The organism is Succinivibrio dextrinosolvens DSM 3072 (assembly GCF_900167015.1).
In the GTDB taxonomy this organism is placed as follows: domain Bacteria; phylum Pseudomonadota; class Gammaproteobacteria; order Enterobacterales; family Succinivibrionaceae; genus Succinivibrio; species Succinivibrio dextrinosolvens.
The window spans coordinates 1-25,883 of record NZ_FUXX01000038.1; the positions used below are offsets into that span (position 1 = coordinate 1).

Below are 25,883 nucleotides of genomic sequence, written 5' to 3' on the forward strand. Positions count from 1 at the left end.
AGAATAAAACTCTCTAAGCTTCATAAGAAACTTACTGATATCAGATACGATTATCTTCAGAAAGAGTCTGCACGCCTAGTCAAAAACCACGACATTATATGTGTGGAAGACCTGAAGGTTAAGAATATGACCAAATCAGCTAAGGGAACTATTGAAGAACCTGGCAGAAACGTAAAACAGAAGTCAGGCTTAAACAGAGAGATTTTAAAAGAGTCCTGGTCTATGTTCTTTAAGCAGCTTGAGTACAAACTCAAGCTTAAGGGAGGAATCTTCATACAGATTCCGGCTAAGAACACCAGCAGAGCCTGTCATGTATGCGGCTATGTTGATAAGGAGAACAGAAAGACTCAGGCTGAGTTTAAATGTATCCACTGCGGTCACACTGAAAACGCAGATGTGAACGCAGCTAAAAATATAAAAAGGGCAGGTCTTGCCCAGATCGCTCGCCAAGTGAACTGCAATAGCGGTCAGCAACGAGAAGCCATAGAGGCCTAGTTAACATTAGCAAAAAAAAAGTTAACGGGCGGTATTGAATCCCCAGGCCATGGGGAGCATGTCAACGAGCAATGTAGCCATAACGGGTTTTCTGACAATCTCAAAGCTATCTGCTTTTGATACTGCCTACTTTAGATCCTTTAATGAATAGTAGCCGGTATCAATCAGAATTTCCTTGATGTTTTCCTTGTTAACAACCTTAGGATCACACAGATAGACTGGGATTACACCAGTACCGTTATCGTATGATGAAGTATCGTTTACCTCAACCTCCTCACCTGAGAGCATCTGATTAACCATGTCTACAACATGAATTGCAAGAATTCTTGAATCCTTGAATACACACATTGACTGCAGACCGTTTCTGATGTTCTTGGCACCTGGCTTGGAACAGTCCTGACCGGTAATCACCGGCATATTGGAAGCATCATAGCCGCACAGCTTTACCAAAACCTCAATAACAGCATTAGCTACAGTATCATTAGGACATAAAACTGCATCCAATCGAGTCTGATCTGGCTTTGGTCCATAGTTATGTGCCTGTATAAGCTTGGTCATTCTATCTTTTGCATTTTCTGCAAGCCAGCGATGTACAGCAGCGTCTTCCTTTGAGGTCTGATTAGACTTGCAGACAAGACGACCTGAGACCAGATATGGCTTTAAAACCTCCATATCACCAGCCCACAGGAAGTTTACGTTGTTATCATCAATTGAACCTGTAAAGAATTCAATATTCTTTGGAGATTCATCGTTTTTAAGATTAAGCTTCTCCTCGATAAACTCACCCTGCAGCAGACCTACCTTGAAGTTATCAAAGCTTGCATAGTAGGATACAGCATCAGAGTTCATAATCAGACGGTCGTAGGATATAATCTTGATGCCAGCCTGTTTTGCCTTATCCAGAACTTCAGTCAGAGATTTACCGTCAACAGGAACAACTATAAGAGCATCGCACTTCTGAGCAAGCATATCTTCAATCTGTGCAATCTGAGTCTCTTTCTTGTTATCAGCGAATACAAGCACAACCTCATTATCAGTAGCCTCAAGCTCCTCTTTTAAAGTCGCACCGTCTGTCTGCCAGCGTGGTACAACAGTATTTGGCATGCAGATACCGATCTTTGCGGCATAACACTCGGAAATTCCGCCTAAAAGGAAATAAAGAACAAATGATAGAGAAAAAAACTTACGAAACATTTCTTTACACCTACTGTCTGTTAATCCTGCCCCTTTTTTCAAGGGATCTACTTAATTCTAGATTATGATTATTTATATGAGAGGAAATCTTCCTACTTTTAAAAGGAAAACTTCAAAAATTATTTATTTTTGCGATTTTTATTTGATTTCTCAGCAACCAGAATGTTTTTCTACAACTATATTTATACAGATGAATTTTTTCTTTATTCAGAAAAAAATAAGACAGGGTTTTCGCCACAATTCGGTAATGATCAGCATCCGATACATTTTGGCCCGATGGCCTGATAAAACTATAGAGACAACTGCGGTCCGAAAGGACCGTAGTCATTTGTGAACAGCACAGAATCTAGGAAAAGTCTTCTGCCTTCAAAGGAACAGGAGCTTTAAGATCACATAATGCCTTCTTTCCTAATACAGAATCCAGACGATAAGGCTCAAGACCTAGAGCTGGTCTTATGGATTTGACATGAGAGGCGGTTAATACCTCCCCCTTTTTAATATCCTTAACAAGATAGATTGAACGACGACCTGCCCTGGCAGCATATTCATCATCATGAAGATAAATACCGGATCTGCCCATTGCCGATGTCACCATCTTTGAGTCTTTTACAAGCTTTCTGAGATCATCGGTATCCATGGAAAAAGCACTGTCTACCCCGCCCTTTTTTCTGTCATCGGTAAAATGCTTTTCTATCATATCAGCACCTAAGGCAATAGCGGCAATATCAAGCTCATCTCCTAGAGCATGGTTGGACAGACCGCTCTTGCAGCCGTATTTCTCCTTAAGATAAGGGATAGCCTTAAGATTAAACTTCTCTGCAACTGCAGGATAACGGCTCTCACAGTGCAGGAGGGTTAAATCAGTAACTCCACGTTTCCTGACAACCTCAACCGCACGGTCAATCTCCTCCTCCAAAGCAAGACCAGTGGACATGACCATTGGCTTTCCAAAGGAGGCACAGTAATCAATGAGTCCAAGATCATTAAGCTCATATGAGGCAATCTTATAGGCAGGACAGCCTGCCTCTTCAAGACAGTCTACATCAGCAAAGGAAAATGGAGAACTGAACAGCAGTATGCCGTGAGCTTTTGCATGTGAAAAAAGTGGCTTCATCCATTCACGGGGAGTCTTTGCCTTTTTATAAAGCTCATAGTAGCTCTGACCGGCCCATAAGCCATCTTTAAGCATGAACTCATCTCTGTCAGAGTCAATGGTCAGACTATCCTCGGTGTAGGTCTGAATCTTAATAGCGTCAGCCCCACAGTCGTGGGCAAGCTCCATAAGCTCAATGGCTCTGTCTAAAGAGCCGTTGTGATTACCAGAAAGCTCAGCTACGATGACGGCATGATCTCTTTTTTCAAACATAAATGCACCTTAGAATGAAGATTCTCTTAGAGCTGCAATTCTCTTATCCAGTGGAGGATGAGACATGAAAAGCTCTGATAAGGTGGCAGGTCCGTTGATGCATAAAGCCTGCATATAGCTCTTCTCCTTGTTAGGCTGAGGCTGAACGCCGCGCTTTAAAGCCTCCAGGGCACTTATCATGCACTGCTTGCCGTTAAGCTCAGCTGAGCCGGCATCTGCTCTGTACTCACGATATCTTGAGAACCACATTAACAGCATTGAAGCTAATAGACCGAATACCATCTGCATAACAGAGTTGATGGTATAGAACATCATGCTTGAACCGAAGGATGGCGATCTGTCCGAGTCGGAATTGCTGCCTCTCTGAGCATTCACAATCGCAAAGGTTATGATGTATGAGAAGAAGTATACAAAGGTGTTTAATACGCCCTGCAAAAGAGCCATGGTTACCATGTCTCCATTTTTGATATGGGAGATCTCGTGGCCTAAAACACCGGTAACCTCCTCCTGAGACATGGAGTTTAAAAGACCGGTAGATACAGCAACCAGAGCAGCATCCTTTGAAGCTCCGGTTGCAAAGGCATTTGGATCAGGAGAATTGTAGATACCGACCTCTGGCATCTTAAGTCCATCCTTCTGACAGAGCATTGCCACGGTATTGACTAAAAAAGCCTCCTGAGAATTTCTTGGGGTATCAATAACCTGAACACCATAGGCCTTTTTACACATGAACTTGGACATCATGAGTGATACAAGGGAACCGGCACAGCCAAATACAGCACACATCACTAAAAGTGAAATATAGTCATTTGGATTTACATAAATTCCAAACAGATTCATAAGCACAGAGCCTACTATGCTGACCAGTACCAGTACAGCTATCTGCATTGCAATATACAGTAAGATTCTCATTGTAGTTATTCTCCCAAAAAATTATTCGTCCAGAGACTTTTCGGTAAATTCAGCTTCATTCTTATCCTCAGCAGCATTATAGGTAACACCATTGAGGCTGATATCCTTTCCCTTGATGGCAAGAGTAGTTGAATACACTCCATGCTTCAGTGTAACAGCGCCTGACTGCATCAGGTCAAACAATCCCTGCTCATACTGGGCTGATACCAGTGAATCCACAAAAGCACGATCTGCTTTAGCATGGATTGTAGCATCAACATTCTGAGGTTTGCCTGAGTTAGGATCCAGAATTACACTGGCCCGACCTGATGTTGAGACATTGCTTCCTGCATGTTTGAATGACAGGTTCTTAAGATTGAAGTTCAGAGGCTTTGAAATAGCGCCGATGATTTTATCAACTGCCTCTGGATTACGGGCAGCAGCTAAAAGTGTTTCAATATTAAAATTGCCCAGGGTTACATCATAGTTAAGATCAGAGAGATCATAGTATGGAAGAATCTTTGAATCCTTCTCATGAGGAAGAGCAAATTCGATGGTCATAGAACCGTCTGATGCAATCTCTCTGCGCCCCTGATAATCCTTGTCGGACATAGATAAATCAAGATTCAGAGATGATAACTTAAAGCTGTCACGAAGTGACGGATCACGAACCTTGTCGTTAGGTCCAAAACCAATCATGTAGATTGTTGAGGTATCAACAAGGAAGGTATCAAGCTTTACATTGACCTTATCAAGTGAAACATTCTTGTTTTCGATATCCAGTAATGGCTTTGCAGTTACCTTAAGGTCAAGCAGATCCAGTATAAAAGCAGGCTTGTGATTGTACATCTCATAGGCCTGGCATTTGATTCCGGCAGAAGCAAAACCTATATCAAGACTGGTTTTAGAACGACCTGAGGCATAAAAAGAATTCTCTCCAAAACGGCACGAACCACCTTCAATCGGAATGGTGAAAGCAGATGTCTTAACCGCACCGCTGCCCTTAAGCTGCCATGGATAAAAGGCAATTGCGCCTTCCAGCTTTAAAGTAGGAATTCTCATTGAGGCAAGAAACTCATCAATATTGCCCTCATGATCGACCTTTGAGAAGGTTGCCTTGATGGATGAAAAGGAAAAATCAACATTGATTCTAAATACGGTTCGGATATTTCCAATCTTGGGAGCAGAAACATCAACCGTTAACAGACCATCCTTGTTCAGAATCGAGGATGAGAGTGGCTCATATGTGAAAACCGCATAATGCTGTCTTGAGTTGATTTTTGAAATCACACTCTGGATTTTAGAGTTGTAAAGATTACTTGCCACCACCAGAGCAGCGGAGAAAATAATCAGAATTACAGCTGAAAAAACAGCCAGGTATTTAGCCAATTTTTTCATCAACTTCTTTCATCCTGCAGCTTGGCTAAAAGAGCACCGCTCTCTTTGAAGGCCTCATCGGAAAATTCGCCGAAGTACTCACGGATCTTTATGAAATTCTCGGTAAAGGCATCGACATTCTTATCCTCAACAATCTTAAGATCATCGGCAAGAGACTTAACAAAGTTTCTGATTAAGTCAACATTGGCATCGGAGGCCATGATGATGTCGGCGTAGAGTCTAGGATCCTGCGCAAAAAGTCTTCCAACCATCATAAGCTCCATTCTGTAGATAGGAGATGACAAATCAATAAGACGCTTAAGATTCGGATTAAGATTCTTCAGGAATGAACCGTAGCTGTAGGTGCCAAAATGACGTAAGGCCTGAATGATACTCATGGCTCTGTCATGATCCTGAGCTCCTGACTTGAAGATTTTGGCGCCCCAGATTCTAAACTGTTCAACTAAAAACTCTGAAGCCTTCTCATCGCGCTCAGGCACAGTCACAATCACCTGCTTTACAAGGCTCTTGATATCTGGACCGAACATTGGGTGCAGGCCCAGAACAGGTCCCTTATGATACTTCATCATGGCATCAACAATAGGAGCCTTGACGGAGGTGAAATCACAGAGGATCTGATCCTCTCGTAAAAGAGGAGAGAGCTGCTTTATGACATCCACAGTCACATCAATAGGAACAGTGACAATTACAACCTTTGCATTTTTTAGATACTGTGGAGCCTTATCCCATCCTCTGTGACCAAAAGAGAATACTCTGTAGCCAGAAGCCTCAAAGTACCTTGAAAAAATGCGGCCCATACCGCCATTGCCGCCGACAATGACAATATCGCCATCTTCACTGAGAGTCTTAGGATATGAAAAATCAGTATCAGAACAGATTTTGTAGGACTCTCTTAACAGTCTTTTCATAACATCTGAAAGGAGTCCTGATGGAAGGCCGTTCTCCTGTGCGTACTTCTCTGCGGAACTTACAACATAGGTTTCGCGCTCACGTGAATAAACCTGTTCGCCATAGTCTTTTTTTGATACTGTTGCTTTAGATACGAGATCAAATCTTTTTTTAAGTAATCTGACAAGCTCCCTGTCTGTATCGTTGATTTCTTCTCTTATTTTTTCTAGTTCTGCTGCGCTCATTAGTTAATCAATCTCATCTAAAAATTCTTCGACGTTCTCGTCTTTCTTGTTTTCCATAGCGGCATTAGGGTTAACCTTACCCTCGTGATACTGCAGATATGCAGTTCTTACCTGTGCATATGGATCAACAGAATTATCAATCATCTCTTCCTGAGGAATCAGACCTGCTCTGGTATCAATAACGCTGATGGCATTGAAGGCCAAGCTGATTGGGAAGGACACAAAATAGGTTGGCCAGGCATCCACAACAGTTCCATGCAGAGCTCTTTCGGTTGAAGGGCCCATACCAGGAATCATCAGATAGGCACCGCTGTCGGCACCTGCCCTGCCCTGAACAGTATCAAAGCTCATTTCTCTTCGCTCAATACCCATTGGTGTTGCCACATCAAAGAGACCTAAGATACCGATGGTTGAATTGATGGCAAAACGGCTTACAGATATTCCACTGTCAGCGAAATTGCCTAAAAACAGATTGTTTACAGTATTGTTCAGCTCACCGACATTGCCGATGAAATTGTGGATACCGGTACGGGAGAACTGAGGAAGCATGGCATAGCCATGAGCTACAGGTCTTAGAATATATCTGTCCAGAACATAATAGTTTGTCTGCCATGGCAGATTACGGTTAAAGCCTTCAATTGAATCAATTGAATTACCAGGAAGAATGGTCAGACCATAGCTGTAGTCAGCATGTGATGCCTTATATGAAAGCTGTCTTGGAGCCATAGGACTGTAGTTTGAATGAAAAGCTAAAGCTGACTCTCCAGATAAAAGACAGAAAGAGAGAGCGAGTAATACTAACTTCTTATACATAACCTATACCTCTTGTTTTTTCTTAACATTTTACAACAGCATTTGTAATTTTTATCCATTGAAAACACAAGTGCACCAAAGAAACGACAAAAATGAGAAGCAACACACTACTTATATGCCAGATTTTTACAAAAGCGTGAGAGATCAATATCTAATTTAGAAATTTTTTTGTTATCATACGACCATAATACGTATTACAAAAGATAAGCACGAATGGATAACTTAGATATTGAAGTAAAGAGCTCAGAGAAAGTTCAATCTGAAGTCTCACTATCAGAGAATGAAAATAAGGCTGTAAAAGAACCAGCCAGAATCAATACTCAGGCCACTGCGAACTATATAAGTTTAATGTCCCGACAGAAGGGGCTTTTGGCCGAATCCTCACAGCGTACATACAACCAGTTATCTTCATCGCTAAACACCTATGTGCAGGATCCTCAGTCCGTAAAGGATATTGAAGCGGATAAAGACTCTGCATCTTTAGGTCATTACAGAAAACTTACTGTTCAGGTTATCAACAGAGATCCTTCCCTGCAGGAGAAGGTGGCTCAGGATCTTTCATCTGCAAAGGAAATGGTCCGTTCAAGAGATGCTGCATCAACCTTAGAACAGAATATGAAACAGCTGCCTGAGGCTCTAAGTGAGGGAGTCCCTGCCGGTAAAAATCTTTCAAAGCTCATCTGTCAGAGTGTGGTCAACCTTACTGACTATGAGAACATGGGTGCAGGTCTGCAGCGTGACCTTGCCATAAGAGAGGTTTATCCTCCTCAGTCAGAGCTCTCACTCCGTTCAAAGATTGCAACCTCTGATGCTCTGTCAGCATCCATTGCCTACGTTAAGAGTAATCAGCCAGAGGTTTTAGAAAAGCTTGAGCCAGACCAGCCTGTTGAAAAACCAAAGCCTGGCACCTCTACCCCTCAGATTATGACCAGATATCTGCGCAAGGCATTAGATGAATTTCCTGAGGGCTCAACCTATCTTGATATCTTCAAGCAGAACCGTCAGAAGACAGAAAAGGTCGAGGGCGAAGCTGAGTACAACGACGAGATTTCAAAGAATACCGCAAAGCGTATTCACGATCTGATTCACAAGGCAGCTGACACTGCCCGCAAGGGAAATCTGATTCCGACCGCAGCAAAAAATGCAGCTGCAGAGACCGCAACTGGCACTGTCGCAGAGGAGAGCGCCAAGGCTTTAGATGGAAAACCACGCGATGCCTCTACCCTTTCTCTATCTGAGTTATCAGCAAGAGCAGCAAAACTTCAGCAGCAGTTCAGAGAGGAGCGAATCAGACTGGCAGCTGAGGGAAAATTACCTGATCCTGCTGTAAGACAGTCTTTGGCCAATGTTGACGAGCAGGCACTTCGTAAGGCTGATGCGGCCCTTGAACAGAAGATGGCGCAGACAAAGGCTGCAGCTGCAGAAACTCAGACCAAGGCACAGTCTGAGCTCAGAGCTGCCCAGAGTGAAACCTTAAAAACAGAAACTCCTAAGACAGAAACCTTAGCGCCAAAGCCAGAACAGATTAAAGCAGAACAGATAAAAGCAGAACAGGTAAAAGCTCAGGTTCAGGAGCCTGTTAAAGAACAGGTAAAGGGTGAAACTCCTGCACCTAAGAGTGAACAGATAAAGGCTGAGGTTCAGGCTCCTAAGACAGATACTGCAAAGACACAGATTGCCCCATCTGAGGTTAAGACTGCTACGAGTGCAGCTCAGAATCAGCTAAGTGCTGATGATATCAGAAAGCTTGCAATGGAGGCTGTTAAGGAAGCCTTAAAAGAAAGTGTAAAGACACAGCTTGAGGTTACACAGACTTCAGCTAAGGCAGCAGCATCCGAGGTTGTAAATGAGCTTAAGGCTCAGCTTGAAGCCTCCCAGAATAATGCCCGTGAAATGGCATCCATGGTCAAAGAGGCTCTGGCTTTAAAGGCTCAGAGTACCCCTAGTGAATTTCAGGGTACTCCTGTAAAGGTATCCTACAGTACCAATATGGGAGCCTACGGTTACTCTGGCTCTTCCCTGTTTGATTTAAGCTCATTTCACAAGGCACAGAGAATAGCTGACGAGTCACTGGTTCAGGATTTTACATCCCAGGCAACTCAGAACCGGGTCTCAATGCAGCAGGAACAGCTTGAAAATGAAGCTTCACAGAAAGTTCCTGATGAGACAGACAAAGTAACTACAGCAGAACTGCTTAGGCCTAGAGTAAACGCAGATGGCTCCGAGATTGAAGAGCCAGTTCAGAATGAAGAGGAACTGGTTCAGAACCTGAATCAGCAGACTCAGCCTTCTGTGAATGAAGAAGCACAGGTAAACACTCAGGCCCAAGTACAGGCAGAGAGTGTTGCTCTAGCAGAAAATACAGAGCCTGTGGTTAACGTTCAGGCTCAGCAGGTTCAGACTGTACAGACTTCACAGCCAGAACAGAGTGCACAGACTCAGGCACCGCAGGCAGATCCAAATCTTAACAGACTGTACTCCCAGATTAGCTCAGAGGCTCAGAGCAGAATTCTCAATGCCTCAGCAGAACAGACTACTCCTGCCACAGCTCCAGAGCAGAATGCTGCACCGCTACAGCAGGAACAGGCTACATCTACTGGAGAAAATGTTCAGCCTGACAGAGTCCAGAAGGATATCTATGTAGAAGGACAGCGCTCTCACGAGGAAGTACTGGTTCAGAATGATAATTCACAAAGACAGCCTCAGTCCGCAGAGCAACCTTCCTTACAGCAGAATCAGGGGGCTCCTGTAGCTGAGGTTCACGAAGCCCCTGTTCAGAATGAGCCTGCCTATACACAGAATCTTCAGCAGGTAAATGAGCCACAGCTAAAACAGAACACAGCAACGGCCTTATACCAGAATATTGCTCAGGCTCAAATGCCTCAGAATGTTGAACAGCCTCAGAATATTTATGTAAACCTGCCAGAGCTTCATCAGAATACAGTAGAGACTCAGCAGGAATTACCTGAGCTTCGACAGAATGACAATGTAGAAACCACAAAGGTTCAGACAGATGAGCCAAAACAGTCTCAGAACATCCATGAGATGAAACAGACTGATGGCGAGGTTCTGAAGAAAGATGCTCAGATCATCATCACCCGTTCAAATCCATCCGCTCCTTCAGCAGACGCTCAGATTGAAGCTTCAAAGGCTGAGCAGATGGCAGCTCAGAATGCTCAGAGACAGGCAGCTCTTACTCAGGGAGGTAATGCCACCCAGAGTACAGTTCAGAACACTGTAACCAATATGACAGAGCAGGTACTGGTTACCAAATCTGGAACAGTTATTTCCCAGCCTCAGCCACAGATACAGACACAGGCCCCTGCAGCAACTCAGGGAGTTGGTCTGAATCAGAATATGACTATCGCTCAGGCTCAGGCCATGACTGCAGCTATAGATGAAGCTGAAGCAGAGGAAACCGCAAAGGCAATAGCTCAGGCTCAGGCCCAGGCTCAGAATCAGGGGCAGGATGTAGAACAGAGTAAGACACAGAATACCGCTAATACAGCTAACGCACAGAACACAGCAGAAGCTTCAGATAAGAACGGTCTTTTAGATCTGGAGGCAGAAAGTACAAATCCAGTTCCAAATCCTTTTGCAACAAGCTTCTCTACTATCTCTGGAGTTGGAGTTACAGCAGGAGCAGAAGCTTTATCTGAAACGGCATATACCAGCACTGCCCAGACAAACAGCGGTGTTACACTTGAGCAGCAGGCACAGATGCACAGTCGAATTGTGGCTGCTCAGAATATGGATGACGTCGCAGCTGATGACACTCCTATCTCAAATCCTGACAATGATATTTTCGAGGAAATACTTGATCCTGAAAAGAAAGGAATCAACTCTGATCTGAAATCAGCTGTTCAGAACAGACCTTCATTCCTCTCAGGTCTGAACGCAGGTCTTGGAAACAATCCTGAAACAGTTCAGAATAACCAAGCTGCTAATCCAAATCAGAATCTGCAGACTAAGGTTCTGACTGAAACAGTACCTGAGGATGAACTTGATGAAGGTGTTGTTCCTAAGGATGTTAAGGCTGTAGACAAGACCAAGGTTGCAGCAGTAACTCAGGGAGCAGAAGCTTCTGATGACTTTAAGATCAACGCGGTTCCATCCAAGACACCTGGTGCTGCCGCCATTACAAATGGCAGAAGCGAGCCTATTCCTGATCCTACAGTTGTTGATGATGTGGGTGAGATTAAAGAGAAATCAGGCTTTTTCAGCAAGCTAGCCTCAATCTTCTCAAAAAAGCCTGAATCAGCAGGAGAGACACAGAATCTTCAGTTGAATACAGCATCAGCAAGTGCCGCACTGATGGCACAGAATGTTGCCAAGGATTCACCTCTTGATGCATATACCTATGCATTGAAGGCTCAGATAAACAACCAGGCTCTGCCTCAGGTAGTAAGAGATCAGGCCAAGGAATTCCTGAAAAAACTTGAAAGCCCAATCAATGATCTGCCATCGGTTACCAATTGGCTGAGCTTTACATCATCACCATTAAGTACCAGCTCATCAATGTCACTGGCACTGCATCAGTGGGCATTCCTGCTTTTATCAATCAGATTCAGCCAGCTGGGTAAATCTGTTGATAAATTCCTGAGAAAAGATGTTGATCTGATGGAAGACAGATTTGATGATGAACTTAAGAAGATTTCAAAGGAATTAGGTTCAGGTTCAAGAGGAACCATCTCCTCGCTTATCGATGATACCTTTGAGCAGATTTCAAGAATGCAGAAGCCTCTCAAGGAAAATCTGCCTGCCCTCTTCCAGTATATTCCTCTTCCACCAGCCTACGATGGAGGAAAGGAAGGCGCATTCAACGCTCGCCCTGTGGTTGAGGAAGACGGTAAAAAGAGCTGGCATCTGACCTTTGTATTCGATCTTAAGGGAATAGGTCCTATTGAAATCAAGGCAGTAGCAAAACTTCCAGAACTTAAGCTATCAGTTATTGCAAGTTCTGTTGAAGGACTGCAGAAGGTTCAGGAGGCACTTCCTATGCTGAAGGAGCAGCTGCAGGAAGCAGGCATTACCACAAGATCAGCTATGGCAAGACTTGGCAATGTCCACATTCAGGATACAGTGGCATCTCCTGATGTAGAGAATCATGAAAGAAACTCCGATGGAGCAACCTTGTCAGTTAATATCTGATGAGGAGGAGGATTTTTATGGATAATGAAAATAAGGCAGATAACATCGTTGAGACTCAGGTTGAGCCTGATGTTCCTAGCAGTCCTGAAGAAGTCAGACCGATAAATGCAACTGATGAGGATCTGTCCTTTAAGCAGACCTATGAAAAGGCCAGCGCTGCAGTGGCCATCAGCTATGATGAGGACAAACAGTCTCCTTTTGTCAGTGCCCTAGGATATGAAAGCAGAGCTCAGGCCATTGTTGATATGGCAAAGGAGCTGGGACTTTACGTACATAAAGATCCTGCGCTTTTCAATCAGCTGAAAAATCTCAAGGAAGGAGAAGAGATACCAAAAGAGCTTTATATAATCATCGCTACAATTCTCTCTTTCAGCTACTATCTCCAGGGTAAAACTCCTGAAAAATACAGACGAGCCGACGGCAGTACTGCCATCAACACCGAAGCCTAATCAAATGCTTTTAATGATATAATCCGGATATTGGTATTTGTCGTAGGTCGCATACATGAAACTTATTGCTCAGTCAGAAAATATCGAAAAATTTATTGAGAATAACTATATTTACATAGACAAAACAGAATATATATATAATCTGACTAAAAACTATGAACGTGTTTTCTTTTCTCGTCCACGCCGCTTTGGAAAATCTCTTACACTAAATACCATAGGAACTCTTTTTGAAAAAGGAGTTGATCCTTATTTCAAAGGAACATGGATTTATAATAAGTGGAAACAGGATAAATATCCTGTGCTTCATCTGAGTTTTCTTAAATTCTCAGTTACTGATGTTGTGCAGTTTAAAAAAGATTTCTGCAACGAAATTCTAAAATTCGCAAATGAAAATAATATTACCGGCTTTAATGATAGTAATGAGCCAAAGACTCTTATAGGCAATATTTTTTCTGCAATGCCTGATGGCTGTCAGCTTGTACTTCTTATTGACGAGTATGACTGTCAGCTTACTGCAAATATCAATAACAAGGTGTTATACGAGAATTTCAGAACTCTTTTCAGAGAGTTTTATGCTGTTTTAAAAGGCGAAAAGCATATCAAATTCATGGCATTGACTGGCGTCACCAGATTAAAGGATGTATCAATCTTCTCCGTGGGATCTGATATTAAAGATTTAAGTTACAACAATGCCTATTCTAAGCTTATAGGCTTTACACGAGATGAGATAAAACACTTCTATTTAGATTATCTTAAGCTTGGAGTGTCCTATGAGAAAAACAAGACATTAGAAAGTGTTACAGATTCTGAAATAGAAAATCTTATCGATAGAATGGCTGCGCATTACGACAGCTACTGTTTTGATGAATTCAATAAAAATAAAGTTTTTTCTACATATTCGGTAAACGGTTTTTTACAGGATATATACGAGAAAAAAACAGTCAGATTCGGTGACTATTGGTATGATATTGGTGGACTTCCATCTATTCTCATGAATTACATGGAGTCTCATAATCTCAATATAGAGAATCTTCTGACCTCAGAAATTGAAATTCCTTATAACGATTTCGCGAACCCAACTTCTCTAATTGATATAAATGAAAATGTTCTGATGTGTCAGACCGGTTATTTAACTTTAAAATCAGAAATTGTGCCAGGCTATGACATAATCTTAGGTCCAGCTAACAGAGAAGTTAGAACGGCACTATTCCTTCTGCTAAGTTTAAAAATCTTTGATACTAATAATTCTGCTTTCTCATTAAAAAACAGATATGTTTTTGAGAATGGTACTGTTGAAGAAATTATAGCTCTATTCAACGAGGTCTTAGCTGCCTTATCATATGATAAATACCCAGTAGATAATGAATCTGTTCTCAGAGCACTATTACAAGTATATCTTTTAGGTAGAAATCACGATGTTCGAATTGAACAGCACAATTCCAAAGGCAGAAGCGACATACTTGTAAACTTCCCAAAGCGCAGAGTTGTGTTAGAACTTAAGTACACAACTGAAGAGAATGAAGAACCATCAAAACTTGATGAAGCTGAAAAGCAGATCAAAGAAAAAGGCTATGGCCTAGAGAATCTTGCCGACAGAGAACTTCTTCAGATAGCCTGTGTATTCAATGGTGATAAGCGTAAACGCCAGATCACCATGTTTAAAAGAGTTGAAAAATAGCAACTCAAAATCTATAGTTTTCTTCAGCAGATTTACAAATGAGGAAAACTAGAAAAGCATACATGCAATCGAGATATTCGTCCGCTAAGACTCTTTAGAGTACTTCTTTCTGTTAACTAAGGCTCTTCAAGTCTTAACTCAAGAGAGTCAACCTTATCAAGCAGTTCATTGCAGGATTCAGATACAGCATTGAGCTCTCGCATAACTTCACTTAAGGTTGAATTAAATTCTCTTATATAAGAGGAATTGTCAGTAGAACCTTCAGATAAACCAGAATTAAGCTGTTCTAAGAGATTCTTTAACTTGGTTTCGAGAACCTTGTTTAAAGTCATGTCAACAAAGATTCTAAGCTTCTGAACCAGTTCTTCATGTTTTTTATCAAGGGTCTCGTTCAATACCCTTTTTACTATATCTTCAACATCAGTTCTGCTTAATTCGCTCATATTTCACCTTAAAACTGTCTGTAGGAAAATTTGGAAGAAAGGATTTTTTCCAGTCTATATACCATTATAGGAAGAGGACTGCTCACAGGTTGTTCAGAGGACAAAACTTACAGCTAAAAAAAATGAAGAAATAGACCAAGTTCAAAAAAGGATTTGTTTTAGAGAAAATCAGATTTGAAAAAAAATGAGAAGTATTTGATTCCGAATACAAGGACGACAAATCTCCTACCAAAAGAGAGAACTTGTCGTCCTTAAAAACGTACAAACTAGTGTCTGTAAATATAATCACCTGAGCACACATACTGATAGGTTGTAAGCTCCTGAAGAGCCATAGGTCCTCTTGCATGAAGCTTCTGAGTTGAAATAGCCACCTCAGCGCCCATACCGAACTGACCACCATCAGAGAAACGGGTAGATGCATTTACATAAACACATGCAGAACCAGCTGATTTAACGAACAGCTCAGCATTTCTTCTGCTGTCTGTCAGAATTGAATCTGAATGAGATGCATTGTGTACTCTTAAATGAGTAATTGCCTCGTATACATCAGGCACAATTCTCACATTCATCTTCAAAGATAAAAACTCTCTGTCAAAATCCTCGGCAATGCCCTTCTCTAAGAAAGGATAGTTCCCGCATTTTGCAAAAGCATCATCATGAGCAAGAACAACAACTTCCTTTTCCTTAAGCTTATTTAAAACCATTGGCAGGAATTTATCTGCAATCTTCTCATGAACAAGCAGGGTATCAAGGCTGTTACAGGCAGAAGGCTTCTGGGTCTTTGCATTGAAGATAATATCAACACTGCGATCAAGATCAGCTGACTCATCCACAAAAATATGAGAAATACCAAAACCGCCGATAATCACAGGAATTGATGACTCTCTCTGGCACATACGCTGAAGCTTTTCACCTCCGCGAGGGATCAGCACATCAATATACTGATCTAATGAGAGCATTGTACCAACCAGCTCTCTGTCAGTACTGTCGACGAAAGAAACACCATCTGGGTTAATACCACACTTTTCAAGAGCTTTGGTGATAATACTGTGAAGAAGAGAGTTAGTGTTAAAAGCCTCAGAGCCGCCTCTTAAAAGACATGCATTGCCAGACTTCAGACATAAACCAGCAATATCCACAGTAACATTTGGACGGGACTCATAAATTACGCCTACAACACCAAATGGAACAGATTTTTTAACAACTTCAAGTCCATTTGGCAGGACTCGTCCATCAAAGGTTTTGCCGCAAGGATCTGCTAGAGCTGCAACCTTATCAAGGCCATCCACCATTTCGTCAAAACGGGACTTTGTAAAGGTAAGACGGTCAACCATAGCCTCATTTAAGCCCTTGGCTCTGGCATTTTCCACATCCTTTTTGTTGATTTCAAAAATCTCGTCAGAAGCTTCTCTTAACATAGAGGCTATTGTATGCAGAGCCTCATTTTTCTTAGAGGTTGATAGCAGAGCAAAATCATAACCGGCTTTGCGCGCTCTTTTAGCAGTTTCAATAATGTCTGTCATAGTTTTACTTGTTCACCAATACTAAATCGTCACGATGTACAGCTACATCACCATGTGAAAAGCCCAGAGTCTTTTCAATCTCTGAAGAACGCTTCTTAGCAATCAGATTAAGCTCATCTGATGAATAACGGGTAAGACCGCGTGCAATCAGCTTATCGTCTGTACTTCTGATTTCCACAGTGGCACCACGAAGGAAATCACCTTTAATAGAAGTAATACCCTTTGGTAGAAGACTTGAGCCAGAGGTCAGAAGAGCCTTAGCTGCGCCATCATCAATATAGATAGAACCAACAGCCAGAGTTGCTGTACTGATCCAGGACTTTCTTGCAAGCACAGGCTTCTTTGAAGGCTGAAATACAGTGCATTCTGCCTTTCCATTGATTACATCAACAATAGCAGATGGATTTGCACCAGAGGCAATAATAAGCTCAACACCGGCCTCGGTTGCAACCTTGGCAGCCTTAATCTTGGTGGCCATACCGCCTGTACCTAAAGAGGTTCCTGAGCCACCAGCAATCTCAATGATATGCTCATCAATCTTCTCAACAGTACTGATAAGCTTTGCCTCTGGATCATGTCTTGGATCACCGGTGTACAGACCTTTCTGATCGGTCAGGAGAATAACCTTGTCAGCCTCAATCAGAACACCAGACAGAGCTGCAAGATTATCATTGTCACCAACCTTGATTTCAGACACACTTACTGCATCATTTTCATTGATGATAGGAACTACGCCCATCTCCAATAGAGCAAAAAGAGTATCACGGGCATTCAGATAACGCTCACGATTATCAAGATCGGCACGTGTAATCAGGATCTGACCTACAGGGATATCATAAATAGAGAACAGTTTTTCCCACTCTTCAATCAGTTTTACCTGACCTACTGAAGCGAGCATCTGTTTATAGCGGACATCTTTGGGCAGCTCGGGGTAATTTAGGAACTCTCTTCCGGCAGCAATAGCACCGGATGATACTAAAATAACCTGAGCCTTCATTTTTAACAGAGCTGATACAGTTCTTACAATCTCCAGCATATGAGCTCTGTCGAGCTTTTTGCTGCCGTTTGTAAGAGTGCTGGTACCAAGCTTGATAACAATTCTCTTATTTTTTAAAGATGTCACTTTTAATTACCATTTGAAAATTTTTCTGAGAAAAATTTTGTTACTTCACCAATTGACTGACGTATAAACTCAGCGCGCCCCATCTTCTCATTTGAGAGGACAGTAATATCGCTGAAATTGTTCTCAAGTAAAGTTACGTCATCGCGGCTTACAACAGAGTTCTTGATAATACTTACATATGTAGGAACCTTGCAGCCGCCTCTACCTGAAAGAATACCCTGCTCTTTTAGAGAGAATACCTTAAGCTGCGGAGTAAGTGTATCCCAACTGCTTGCATCTAAATCCAGTCTGTTACATAAGGATGAACGCAGACAGAGAGGCATTGAGTTGAGGATTTCCTTATCCGTAAAGAAAGAATGAACGTAAGGAGCCAGAACAGCAAGAGCTTTAACAGATGAACTCTTGAGAATTGCTGCACGGATGCATGCAGTTGCAGATATGCCTGAACCAAATAGACCGATATTCGTAGCATCAACATACTTTAGAGTTGAAAGATAGTCGATAGCTTCTTCTATAGCCATAGAAAAATGATCATTAAGATTCAGTTTTTCACAGGCGCCAGCTCCTGGCATTTCAATTACAAAGGCACAGATGTTTGCCTTTGCAAGATAATCATTGATAAATCTGTAAGCATACGAGAAATTAGACTCATATGGACAGACGATAATCACACATGGATATACCTGCTTTAAATCAGGAATATGCAGATAACCGGTGACCTTTTTACCGTCTACATTGAAAGAATGCTCCTGCAGAATACCGTTTGTAGGATCAATATCATACATCTTCTTATATGTTGTTCTGCAAAGAACATCTGAATTCTGAGCAAGGATATCCGATTTTAAGAAAGGATAAGCTGCAATTGCGAAATAACGGGAGGCAAGACGATAGTTGTGACTTGCACCTTTAATATCATTTTTGCTTTCACATTCGTGGGCACGGTTAACACGATTCTGTGCAATAGTATTGAATTCAAAGTTCCAGTGACCACTACCGTATTCCTTTACGGTATCATATAAGCCTTCTCTGCTTCTTGGAGCTTTTGAAACACAGATTTTTGCCAGAGCCTCATCAATATCAAGAGCACTGCCACCTGAGAATACCCACTCGAATTTTAAGACAGGTCTGTAGAAATCATAAACAAATCCAAAGGAAATATCCTCTCTGGATAGAGTTGGAAGTTCAGCTCCGCTGTTTGAGATTACAGAAGTCTCAGGGTATACGAATTTTGGTTTAAAAAGTATTTCACTTAAATTTAAAGAATCTTCCATAAATACATATCTTACCTGGTCATACTTATTAAGCAGATTTTAACCTATTTAAGGTGTGGATGCACTTTTAATCAGATTGAACAAAAATAGAACAGAGGAAATAAGAAAAAATCCACTTTATGAACAGCTAAAAAACAAATTTAGGGCATCAAAACTTTTGTACAAAATAACATAAGCCTACCGAGATCTCAAAATTAGAAAAAGCGCATTCCAAAGCCAAATATCAAAAGAAAACCACTGAATACAAAATAAAGTTTCCCACAACTTGAATAGCTATTTTATCTTAGTTTCCCACCGTTTCCACCGTAACCCACAGACTTTCCCACAACCCACATAGGGAAAATTAATTCAATAAAAATATTCATATTTTCCAAGATAAAAAAATAGAACTAATTAAAAAAATAAAAAAAATAAAAGTCACTTTTATTCAAAAATCAAATTTTTCTTATCTTATTGTTTTATAGATATTTTTAATCAAAAATTTTCATTTCATCAAAAAATGTTACTAAGATAAATTTAAATGAATAATGAAATAAACAATGTATAGATAATTATTATATTGTTAAGTGTTTTTAAAACTACAAGATTAAAACACTCGTCAACTCAGGTTCTTCTGTTGAAAATAGTGCTTTTTAATAAAAAGCCGAAAAGTTTCCCACAACTGTGGAAAACTTTTTCCACTTTCCCACAAGTAAAAAATAGAGTTAAAAAGGGTGTGGGATAATAAGTTAACATATTGTATATAAAGGTTTTATTATTAAGAAAGGCTCCTATTTTTTATTGACAAAAAAATGTCAATAGATTTGAATAAAACTAAAAAAATTTTTTTTCCACACAGTTTCCCACAGTTTTTGGGAAACAGATTCCGCTGATTATTTATTACATTTCTGAAAACAAAATGCTAATAGTTACTAGATAAGCTCAAATTATTAACTTTCTTATTGTTTTATAAGGTTTTTATTTTATAAACCAGCAATATTGACAGTGTTTATTATTAAATACAAATCTCATTTTTACGTCATTTTTGAGGTTTGGATAATTTAAATTAAGATCTGTGTTGTGGGAAACGTCGTATTTTATATTAACATATTGATATTCAAACTCTTTTTAGAATGCAATAGCTTTTTTTTAATTTTTTCCCACAAGCTAATTTTGTTGATTAAATGCAATTTACCCACAGTTTCCCGTCTAATCCACAGAGTTTCCCACAGTTTTCGACACTTTCCACAAATGCAGGATTTACTACTATTTAATTTCAGTTTTGAAAATTGCTTTTATTTGATCTTTTCAGAATATTGTTGATTAGTTTATTGAACATTATTCTGCAAATTTTCCTTTCTTTTATGACTAGAGGAAGTTTTCAGGTCTGACAGAGCTTAAATCTGCTAAAATTTGGAGACTAAATGATAAGGATATAAAGTGGAAAACAAAAAAAAATCTGTCCTGCTCAGATCAGGAGCTGTTACTGCCAGCGCAACCTTCCTTTCCCGTATTCTCGGAATGCTGCGTGATATTGCAATTGCATCGTTGCTTGGTGCTTCTTTAAGTGCTGACGTTTACTTTTTCGCCAACAGAATTCCTAATTTCTTCAGAAGACTGTTTGCTGAGGGAGCATTCTCGCAGGCATTCGTTCCTGTAATGAGTAAGACAAAAGAGACGGGAGACAAGGCTGCACTGAAAGAACTTCTGGATATGACTACAGGAACTCTTGGAGCAATTGTTCTTTTAATTACACTTATAGGTATGATTGCCTCCCCTATTTTAACTGCAGTCTTCGGTTGGGGCTGGTATCAGGCATTTATCAATCATACAGATGAGGCTATTAAGTTCACTCAGGCAAGTTATCTGTTAAAAATTACCTTCCCATACCTGTTCTTTATTACTCTTACCGCCTTAAGCAGTGCTGTACTTAATGTTTTCGGAAAATTCCTGATCCCTGCAATTACGCCCTGCGTACTGAATATTTCGCTTATCTCATTTGCATTCTTTGTGGCACCTCATTTTGATGATCCTATTGTGGTGCTTGCATACGGTATGGTTGTAGGCGGTGTTCTTCAGCTTTGTCTGCAGATTCCTTTTTTACTGAAACTAAAGATTTTCATTCTGCCAAAATGGGGATGGTCACATGAAGGTGTAAAAACCATAAGACACCTTATGATTCCAGCCATTGTCGGAGTATCCGCAAGTCAGATTAACCTGATAGTGAATACCGCCCTGGCATCTTTCCTTGCAACAGGAGCAATCTCATATCTTTACTATTCAGACAGATTACTTGAATTTCCTATCGGAATCTTCGCTGTTGCAATTTCAACAGTTATTCTTCCTGCCCTCTCCAGGATTGATATCAAGGCAGATCATGAAAAGTATATAAAAACACTGGACTGGGGAGTCAGACTGGTTCTGCTGCTGGGTATTCCATCAATGTGCGGCATTATTTCCCTATCAGAGCCTATCCTAAGAGTAATTTTCATGAGAGGAGCTTTTACACCAGAGCACGTACACCTTTCATCAGCATCACTTTTAGCATCCGTATCTGGATTATGTGCAATCATGCTTGTAAGAGTAATTGTTCAGGGCTTTGCGGCAATTCAGGATACCAAGACACCTGTAAAATGTTCTCTGATAGCAATTATCTCAAATATAATCTTCAACCTTTGTCTGGTATGGCCTCTAGGATACGTAGGTCTGGCTTTATCCACAGCTCTTGCAGCCTATGTAAATCTATCACTGCTGCTGTTCTTCCTGTATAAGAGAAAGATATACACCGTGTCATCCGGCACAATTCTCTTTATTCTAAAAGCATTATTTGCAGGAATTGCCATGGCACTGGTAATTCACTTCACAGTTCTGGACTTTAACAGATGGATCAGCATGTCCACACTGGAGTCTATTTTCTATCTTACAGGCTACGTGATTTTAGGTGGAATAACCTACGTGGCAGTATGTCTTGCTCTTGGCATCAAGCCAAGAATGATCAGAATGTAATTCTTTTATGGAGGAATTCCCTGCTGAATTCCTCCACGGTCTATATATCTTTCCTGTAAAAATTGGCAAAATTTAATTTTTTTTATTTTTTTATTAGTTGATTTTGCAAATTTTTTTATACCTATAATAATTTTGTGCAATAAATTATTTATTTTGTGCAAGGACTTTTAACTTCAGATGTCTATAATAGGCTCATAACAAACTTACAAAAGCACAAAATATGTATGTTTATAAAAATAATATAACCTGTAAATAAGGAGAGTTTTCAAGTAGATAAATAATTGGGAATATTTATGAAAACCTTCAGAGTAGATGCATCTGTTTACTACAGAGCTCATTTTAAAAATATTTACGATTCACCTTGTAAGACAGAAAAAGACAATTTTTTAAAATTTACCCCTAAAGATGAAGACAGAATGACAGCTGCATTCAATCTTCTGTTCGGATATCTGCCAAATGCCCTAGCCTCCTACATGCAGTTTGCGGCAAATGTTGATCCTGACATCTTCAGCAATATGTCCACTCTCTCTGACGTAAATCTCTTTTCAAAAGTTAAATTCGAAAAGATTCAGGAGACAAAACTAAACTGTATTTCCAGGCTATCCTCATCTGACTCTGAGGAAATTGTCAGTGATCTGTTAAAAGCATCTCAATCCGTTGGAACTCTAACCGAGAATCTTATCAACAGAAAAACAACCAATCTGTTATGCGTGATTGAGAACCTGATGCAGATTAACATCTTTCCAAGCATCATTGGTCCAGCTGACGATGTTTCAAAGAGAAAGACACTTGCCTATATGATGGTAAAACTTGGAAGCACCAAACATTTAATCCACAAGGTTACCGGTGTTGGTTCTAAAATCATCAAGGATCTGTGTGATGCCACAACCACTGACTACACAAGACCAATCAGAAAATACAAGCTTTGTAATAATGAAAATTTTGGAGTCAATCATCTTCTAAGAATCTGCAACAATAAACAGGCAAGCAATCAGATCATGCTGATGATTTCTCTTTATACCATCTGCTGCAGAATTCTTCTGAACAAACTGCCAACAGCAAATCACTTTGATCAGGAAGATATCGGTGACAGATTGTCTATACCTCTTGCAATAGGTGTGTACAAAACATGCTATGACATGAGCAGAAACTTCAGCAGACTCTATCCTGACAAGACGATTAATTCATTCGATTTTGTGTTTTTTGATGACTTCTATAATGCACTGGAAATATATACCAGCAAACAGGCAGAAGTAGTTGCATGCGAAGACTGTCATACACCTTATCTGAACCTCTATGCAAAGAAAGGAACCAGAAAAACTATCCTTGCGGCAAATGACGATGAAATATTTTCCTCAAGAAAACTTACCATCTGCCCCAACTGCAAATGCAGATTCGATTACAGTCTCTACGAGTAGGCAATTACAAGAAAGATAAAAATATGGACTGAGCAGACAGTCCATATTTCAAAAAAGGTTCACTACTCAGTTATTAGTGAGAGTGAACATGACTGAATGTTGAAGGATTATGCTCACTCATGACTGAGGTAGAAACAGCATTTTCCTCTGTAAGTATTCTATAGTCGGAATCCAGTCTAGGATCCGCCATACCCGCAATCATAGCGACATGAGAAATCACCAGAAAAGCAGCAAGAAGACCTACGCGAATACCGCCCTGCAGTCTACGACCTAAAAATTCGCCAAAGAAATTTAAGGAAACAACGCCTAAGGCAATCATGATAATTCCACCCAGGACATAAAAGCCAACTGCAATTTTGTCAATTAGACCATACCAGCCAGAATTCTCTGACAGAGGAATGATTACCTCTCTGAAAATATACAGGTCGATCAGAAGAAATACTGCTGCCCCAAGAATGCAGGAGAGCTTATTTACAAAGCTTAGGGTTTTTGAGCTTTTCTTTGAAAACAGAATAACCAGCTCTGTAATTGCAGCTGTTTCGGCTAAAACAACAGGTAAAGCCATAAAGATTAGAAGATTGGAGGTTGTAGTCAACAGCTCCATGTAATGTGTCATATACATAGATATAGGAATCCTTAAAAATTTGTCGTTAAAAAATTAAATTAAAAGATGGTTAAACGACCTGATTACAAGGAGGCCTTTGCAGAGTGTAGGACACGAAGGATTTATAGTTATCTGACTGGAGAAATATCTCTTCAGATACACGATAGGAAGGATGTACGATATTAATGGCGTTTGTAACTGTCAGACAGCAGGTCATGCCAAAACTTGAACAGCATGAACCTATACTCTTTTCTAGAGGAGAAACGCCTACAGTCTTACGAATATGGAAATTATGTGATTTTTGTACTACTGTTGTTTCTGTAGTATCAGATGTATGCTCACAGCTAAAAGCTCTAGCATTAAAGCCAAGCAAAAATAAAGCTAAGAGAGCAAGACACAGAAATCTCATAATACACCGAAGAAAATAAAACTCGTAAAATCTTACAACAAAATTATCTTAAATACTATCAGTTGAGAAAAAAATGCATTCTTATTTACCAAATTGATCTGAGCTTCAGCTGTCTAATCATTCTGTTTCTTTTCAAATATCGTAACCATTTGAAATTTTAATAAAAATTTTGTTTGTCTTCGCACAATTATCAATATGAGCAAATGTTTTTGTTTGTCTTTTAGTTTATAGTTAAAAGTATGTAAACACTATAAAAATAAGGGGTTGTCTATGAGAAAATATACAAACATCTTAGTTGTTGCTGAACCCAAAAAAGATGTTCAAATAGCACTGAAAAGAGCTATAGATATAGCAAAATTCAATCCAAAGACAACTATCACCTATCTTAGAGTTGTATATGACTTCGCCTACGATCTGCTCATACTGAACAAGGTTAAGGAAAAGCCTATTCACGCAGATATAGAACAGACTCATATCGATCATTTGAATCAGATTATTGAAGAATACCGCGAACAGTCAAATTCCGAAGCAACAATTGTTCCTAAGGTTGTCGAAAACAGAGATGTCGGTGAAGCTGTTATAGATGAGATGAGAGTAGGTGACTACGATCTGATTATCAAGGCAGCCAACAGTCACGGTCTACTGGATTCCATTATTTTCACTCCTATTGACTGGTTTATTCTTCGACATGCCGAAGTTCCAGTTATCATTGCAAAAAACAACGACTGGCAGCAGCCTGGAGGCAACATTGCAGTATGCGTTGATTTCACTTTAAATGAACATCTTCAGAGCAATGTGGCTATGCTTCGTGAAGCTCAGGTTCTTTCCAAGATTACAGGCGGCAGAATACATCTTATTAACTCTGCACCTGTTTATATGCCTACCGTTATGCTTGAAGTTCCACACTATTCCCCTGATCTTTATGAACAGGGAGTATTGGAAGAACACAGAAACAGAATGTATGAATTTGCAGACAAGCATCATATAGACAGACAGTACTGTCATATTGAGGAAGGTATGCCTGATGATGTTATTCCTGAAATCTGTGAAAGAATCAATGCAAAGGCAGTTCTAATCGGCTCAGCAGGACGTTCAGGTCTAGCTGCAGCTCTTATCGGTAATACATGCGAAGAGATCGTTGATGACATTGATGCCGATCTGTTCGTGTTAAACCGCAAGACCATCAAAAAAGAAAAAGAAAAAAACAAAGAGTAACAAGTTATTTTCTTTCAACGAATTATTATTTTCTTTGAGGCTGGCTAAAAAGTATGTCAGCCTCTTTCATTTTTCAAACATAGAATTTTGTTATTTCTAGGGAATTGAAATTTTCAAATACGATTTTGTTGAGATATTTATTTTGATTGGAGATTTTTAGAACTTTTAGAGAGATAAGGTAGGAAGCTTAAGGTATTTCTTGTTCTTTTTTAACTTATTACCGCATTCATTTCATTTCTTATATTGGCCCATTTTCTTATATTATGAGCCAGAGCCACAAGCCCAAATTCAATTATTACCTTCGCTTTAGATCGCAGTCTGAAT

General features: G+C 40.2%; 19 protein-coding genes. 7 read left to right on the forward strand and 12 right to left on the reverse strand.

Features of this window, described 5'->3' with window-relative positions; genetic code table 11:
• A partial coding sequence (locus B5D46_RS09365) for an RNA-guided endonuclease InsQ/TnpB family protein (protein WP_143675653.1) occupies positions 1 to 495 on the forward strand: 495 nt, incomplete at its 5' end.
• 126 nt (positions 496 to 621) lie between these two features.
• On the opposite strand, the gene B5D46_RS09370 is transcribed toward B5D46_RS09365, so the two are convergent.
• From B5D46_RS09370 to B5D46_RS09395, 6 genes are all read right to left on the reverse strand, one after another.
• Entirely contained in the window at positions 622 to 1,689 is a 1,068-nt protein-coding gene (locus tag B5D46_RS09370) for a substrate-binding domain-containing protein (protein WP_078929237.1), read from the reverse strand.
• A gap of 346 nt (positions 1,690 to 2,035) precedes the next feature.
• Complete coding sequence (pseI, locus tag B5D46_RS09375) at positions 2,036 to 3,055, reverse strand: pseudaminic acid synthase (protein ID WP_078929238.1); 1,020 nt, start codon at positions 3,053 to 3,055, stop codon at positions 2,036 to 2,038.
• Between the two features lie 9 nt (positions 3,056 to 3,064).
• Positions 3,065 to 3,967 carry a protease HtpX gene (gene htpX, locus B5D46_RS09380; RefSeq protein WP_078929239.1) on the reverse strand — a complete coding sequence of 301 codons (903 nt, stop codon included), beginning with the start codon at positions 3,965 to 3,967 and terminating at the stop codon, positions 3,065 to 3,067.
• A gap of 21 nt (positions 3,968 to 3,988) precedes the next feature.
• Positions 3,989 to 5,344 carry a YdgA family protein gene (locus B5D46_RS09385; protein ID WP_078929240.1) on the reverse strand — a complete coding sequence of 452 codons (1,356 nt, stop codon included), beginning with the start codon at positions 5,342 to 5,344 and terminating at the stop codon, positions 3,989 to 3,991.
• Positions 5,344 to 6,477: a bifunctional chorismate mutase/prephenate dehydrogenase gene (gene tyrA, locus B5D46_RS09390; protein ID WP_078929241.1), complete on the reverse strand. Its 1,134-nt coding sequence runs from the start codon at positions 6,475 to 6,477 to the stop codon at positions 5,344 to 5,346. The genes B5D46_RS09385 and tyrA overlap by 1 nt, the downstream gene beginning before the upstream one ends.
• Before the next feature lie 3 nt (positions 6,478 to 6,480).
• The gene (locus B5D46_RS09395; protein WP_078929242.1) at positions 6,481 to 7,290 is read right to left on the reverse strand and encodes an MlaA family lipoprotein; all 810 of its coding nucleotides are present in this window, start codon (positions 7,288 to 7,290) and stop codon (positions 6,481 to 6,483) included.
• A 213-nt stretch (positions 7,291 to 7,503) separates the two neighbouring features.
• Between B5D46_RS09395 and fliK the strand changes: the two genes are divergently transcribed.
• The 3 genes from fliK to B5D46_RS09410 are packed head-to-tail and all read left to right on the forward strand — an operon-like array spanning position 7,504 to position 14,568.
• A complete protein-coding gene (fliK, locus tag B5D46_RS09400) occupies positions 7,504 to 12,441 on the forward strand; it encodes a flagellar hook-length control protein FliK (RefSeq protein ID WP_078929243.1) in 4,938 nt (1,645 codons plus the stop codon).
• 17 nt (positions 12,442 to 12,458) lie between these two features.
• Positions 12,459 to 12,890 (forward strand): EscU/YscU/HrcU family type III secretion system export apparatus switch protein, encoded by a 432-nt coding sequence (locus B5D46_RS09405; protein WP_078929244.1) that lies wholly within the window; start codon positions 12,459 to 12,461, stop codon positions 12,888 to 12,890.
• 55 nt (positions 12,891 to 12,945) lie between these two features.
• The gene (locus B5D46_RS09410; RefSeq protein WP_078929245.1) at positions 12,946 to 14,568 is read left to right on the forward strand and encodes an AAA family ATPase; all 1,623 of its coding nucleotides are present in this window, start codon (positions 12,946 to 12,948) and stop codon (positions 14,566 to 14,568) included.
• Positions 14,569 to 14,684: 116 nt separating this feature from the next.
• Here the strand turns inward: B5D46_RS09410 and B5D46_RS09415 are convergent, their stop codons facing one another.
• From B5D46_RS09415 to B5D46_RS09430, 4 genes are all read right to left on the reverse strand, one after another.
• Positions 14,685 to 15,011 carry a hypothetical protein gene (locus B5D46_RS09415; RefSeq protein WP_078929246.1) on the reverse strand — a complete coding sequence of 109 codons (327 nt, stop codon included), beginning with the start codon at positions 15,009 to 15,011 and terminating at the stop codon, positions 14,685 to 14,687.
• Positions 15,012 to 15,277: 266 nt separating this feature from the next.
• Positions 15,278 to 16,534, reverse strand: coding sequence for a glutamate-5-semialdehyde dehydrogenase (locus tag B5D46_RS09420; RefSeq protein ID WP_078929247.1), 1,257 nt, complete (start codon positions 16,532 to 16,534; stop codon positions 15,278 to 15,280).
• A gap of 4 nt (positions 16,535 to 16,538) precedes the next feature.
• The gene (gene proB, locus B5D46_RS09425) at positions 16,539 to 17,657 is read right to left on the reverse strand and encodes a glutamate 5-kinase (RefSeq protein WP_078929248.1); all 1,119 of its coding nucleotides are present in this window, start codon (positions 17,655 to 17,657) and stop codon (positions 16,539 to 16,541) included.
• A gap of 2 nt (positions 17,658 to 17,659) precedes the next feature.
• Positions 17,660 to 18,928, reverse strand: coding sequence for an alpha/beta hydrolase (locus B5D46_RS09430; RefSeq protein WP_078929249.1), 1,269 nt, complete (start codon positions 18,926 to 18,928; stop codon positions 17,660 to 17,662).
• Positions 18,929 to 20,347: 1,419 nt separating this feature from the next.
• Here B5D46_RS09430 and murJ point away from each other — a divergent pair.
• Together murJ and B5D46_RS09440 are read left to right on the forward strand one after the other, a co-directional pair.
• On the forward strand, positions 20,348 to 21,913 hold the full coding sequence (gene murJ, locus B5D46_RS09435; RefSeq protein WP_268844396.1) for a murein biosynthesis integral membrane protein MurJ: 1,566 nt from the start codon (positions 20,348 to 20,350) through the stop codon (positions 21,911 to 21,913).
• A gap of 293 nt (positions 21,914 to 22,206) precedes the next feature.
• Positions 22,207 to 23,331, forward strand: a complete 1,125-nt coding sequence (locus B5D46_RS09440) for a hypothetical protein (protein WP_078929250.1) — start codon at positions 22,207 to 22,209, stop codon at positions 23,329 to 23,331.
• 73 nt (positions 23,332 to 23,404) lie between these two features.
• Here B5D46_RS09440 and B5D46_RS09445 read toward each other — a convergent pair whose 3' ends face one another.
• Both B5D46_RS09445 and B5D46_RS12050 read right to left on the reverse strand, forming a co-directional pair.
• The gene (locus B5D46_RS09445; protein ID WP_143675654.1) at positions 23,405 to 23,953 is read right to left on the reverse strand and encodes a DUF6803 family protein; all 549 of its coding nucleotides are present in this window, start codon (positions 23,951 to 23,953) and stop codon (positions 23,405 to 23,407) included.
• A 52-nt stretch (positions 23,954 to 24,005) separates the two neighbouring features.
• Positions 24,006 to 24,344 (reverse strand): hypothetical protein, encoded by a 339-nt coding sequence (locus B5D46_RS12050; RefSeq protein ID WP_143675655.1) that lies wholly within the window; start codon positions 24,342 to 24,344, stop codon positions 24,006 to 24,008.
• Between the two features lie 270 nt (positions 24,345 to 24,614).
• Here B5D46_RS12050 and uspE point away from each other — a divergent pair, with 270 nt between their 5' ends.
• The gene (gene uspE / locus B5D46_RS09455) at positions 24,615 to 25,559 is read left to right on the forward strand and encodes a universal stress protein UspE (RefSeq protein ID WP_078929253.1); all 945 of its coding nucleotides are present in this window, start codon (positions 24,615 to 24,617) and stop codon (positions 25,557 to 25,559) included.
• Positions 25,560 to 25,883 lie beyond the last annotated feature (324 nt).

Bases quoted from the DNA above. Each gene is read 5' to 3' on its own strand.
- B5D46_RS09405 (WP_078929244.1), top strand. From the start codon at position 12,459: ATGGATAATGAAAATAAGGCAGATAACATCGTTGAGACTCAGGTTGAG.
- B5D46_RS09385 (WP_078929240.1), bottom strand. From the start codon at position 5,344: ATGAAAAAATTGGCTAAATACCTGGCTGTTTTTTCAGCTGTAATTCTG.
- B5D46_RS09430 (WP_078929249.1), bottom strand. From the start codon at position 18,928: ATGGAAGATTCTTTAAATTTAAGTGAAATACTTTTTAAACCAAAATTC.
- B5D46_RS12050 (WP_143675655.1), bottom strand. From the start codon at position 24,344: ATGAGATTTCTGTGTCTTGCTCTCTTAGCTTTATTTTTGCTTGGCTTT.
- B5D46_RS09410 (WP_078929245.1), top strand. From the start codon at position 12,946: ATGAAACTTATTGCTCAGTCAGAAAATATCGAAAAATTTATTGAGAAT.
- B5D46_RS09445 (WP_143675654.1), bottom strand. From the start codon at position 23,953: ATGTATATGACACATTACATGGAGCTGTTGACTACAACCTCCAATCTT.
- B5D46_RS09395 (WP_078929242.1), bottom strand. From the start codon at position 7,290: ATGTATAAGAAGTTAGTATTACTCGCTCTCTCTTTCTGTCTTTTATCT.
- B5D46_RS09370 (WP_078929237.1), bottom strand. From the start codon at position 1,689: ATGTTTCGTAAGTTTTTTTCTCTATCATTTGTTCTTTATTTCCTTTTA.
- pseI (WP_078929238.1), bottom strand. From the start codon at position 3,055: ATGTTTGAAAAAAGAGATCATGCCGTCATCGTAGCTGAGCTTTCTGGT.
- fliK (WP_078929243.1), top strand. From the start codon at position 7,504: ATGGATAACTTAGATATTGAAGTAAAGAGCTCAGAGAAAGTTCAATCT.
- uspE (WP_078929253.1), top strand. From the start codon at position 24,615: ATGAGAAAATATACAAACATCTTAGTTGTTGCTGAACCCAAAAAAGAT.
- B5D46_RS09440 (WP_078929250.1), top strand. From the start codon at position 22,207: ATGAAAACCTTCAGAGTAGATGCATCTGTTTACTACAGAGCTCATTTT.
- B5D46_RS09415 (WP_078929246.1), bottom strand. From the start codon at position 15,011: ATGAGCGAATTAAGCAGAACTGATGTTGAAGATATAGTAAAAAGGGTA.
- tyrA (WP_078929241.1), bottom strand. From the start codon at position 6,477: ATGAGCGCAGCAGAACTAGAAAAAATAAGAGAAGAAATCAACGATACA.
- B5D46_RS09420 (WP_078929247.1), bottom strand. From the start codon at position 16,534: ATGACAGACATTATTGAAACTGCTAAAAGAGCGCGCAAAGCCGGTTAT.
- htpX (WP_078929239.1), bottom strand. From the start codon at position 3,967: ATGAGAATCTTACTGTATATTGCAATGCAGATAGCTGTACTGGTACTG.